This is a genomic window from Vibrio sp. OPT46, from assembly GCF_015163535.1.
Taxonomy (GTDB): domain Bacteria; phylum Pseudomonadota; class Gammaproteobacteria; order Enterobacterales; family Vibrionaceae; genus Vibrio; species Vibrio alginolyticus.
In genome coordinates this window covers 1-1,496 of the sequence record NZ_JADDYG010000720.1, presented here as the reverse complement: position 1 = coordinate 1,496, position 1,496 = coordinate 1, and the positions used below count along the sequence as shown (strand labels likewise).

Below are 1,496 nucleotides of genomic sequence, written 5' to 3'. Positions count from 1 at the left end.
TATTCAAACCCACTCATATTTCCTCTGCTATAGTTAAATCGATGTCTTTGCCTAACTCACTTGTTTAAAAGGAAAACTCTATGCGCGTATTGACTGTTATTGCCACTGTATTACTTCTTGCTGCATGCGGAAGTAGCCAATATCTGATGTCGACAAATGAAGGGAAAATTATTACCTCTTACGGTAAACCAGACCTGAACGAGGAAACGGGTATGTACGAATATGAAGACATGGATGGTAAAGAAATGAGTATTTCAAAAGAGCAAATTGTCCAGATTGTCGAACGTTAACGACAGGCCCTCTGTAAATTAGAGGGCTATGTTCTAGCCACCCTCTCTCTACATTTACCTCTTTTAGGCTTGTAATCGTTGTAGAAATTGACACAACCAATTCATAAGCCAAAACAATTAATAGTGTCTTTTATACTTCCGTATTATTTATTTAGCGAATATTTTACATCTTCACCTTAATCAGGTTGGAGTATTGTAAAATCTAGTCTTTAATTCGCTAACACCCTTTTATTTCTCAGGATAAAGTGGATAATACCGCCACAAAATAACATTACTAAGGTGAGTCCTTATGTCTATTGAAGCTACTCTGCTTGCGCGCTGCGAGTCAAAATGTGAACTGTGTTCTTCTGAATCTCAACTAACTGCATACGCTGTCCCACCTCACGGTAATGTGACGGTTGATACTGCCATCATGGTTTGTGATAAGTGTCTGGGTGAGATCGATGAGCCAAAAGACATTAACCACTGGCGTTGTCTAAACGAAAGCATGTGGAGCCAGGTTCCTGCTGTACAAGTGACTGCATGGCGCCAACTCACTCGCCTAAACACAGAAAGCTGGGCTCAAGATGCTCTTGACATGATGTACATGGAAGAAGAGCAAATGAACTGGGCAATGAAAGGGATGTCTGCTGACGATAAAACTGTTGACTGTAACGGCACTGAACTTAAGAAAGGTGACGATGTAACAGTAATTAAAGACCTACCAGTAAAAGGCACTAACCAAGTAATCAAACAAGGTACAGTGATTCGTGGTATTAGCCTTGGCGATGATCCAAAGCTAGTTTCGGGTAAGGCAAATGGTGGTCAGTCGATGTACGTGATCGCAGAATACTGCCGCAAGAAGTAATATCTCACTTCAGTCAAGTCAAAACGGGGCACCAATGGTGCTCCGTTTTTCTATACAACACTTAATCTACTATCATGTCTACCTCCTCTAGAGTGTTTCTTTTCTAAGGCGTAGGTTGAGTAGGCATGTTATACAAATAAAAAAATACCGGCTCATAGGCCGGTATTTCTTACACTATTTCAATATTAACGGTACATACCGATGTCTTTTTGAATATGTGCTGACAAGTCTTCTGCGTAGTAACTGCGTGGCGCAGTATTGTCTACAAATAGAATGTCCAGTAAGTGAGCAATCAGTCCTTTGAAGTTAACCGCGTAGGTTTTCTTATCCATAGAGGTTGGTAAAGCTACATTTGTCAT

General features: G+C 40.5%; 2 protein-coding genes. Both read left to right on the top strand.

Annotated features, from left to right (window positions below):
* Positions 1-80 precede the first annotated feature (80 nt).
* Positions 81-290, top strand: coding sequence for a YgdI/YgdR family lipoprotein (locus IQR33_RS25705; protein ID WP_005376349.1), 210 nt, complete (start codon positions 81-83; stop codon positions 288-290).
* Between the two features lie 289 nt (positions 291-579).
* A complete protein-coding gene (locus tag IQR33_RS25700) occupies positions 580-1,137 on the top strand; it encodes a PhnA domain-containing protein (protein WP_005376350.1) in 558 nt (185 codons plus the stop codon).
* Positions 1,138-1,496: the final 359 nt, after the last annotated feature.

What these genes read in the sequence shown, in the direction of transcription:
- IQR33_RS25700 (WP_005376350.1), top strand. Translation starts at nt 580, where the DNA reads ATGTCTATTGAAGCTACTCTGCTTGCGCGCTGCGAGTCAAAATGTGAA.
- IQR33_RS25705 (WP_005376349.1), top strand. Translation starts at nt 81, where the DNA reads ATGCGCGTATTGACTGTTATTGCCACTGTATTACTTCTTGCTGCATGC.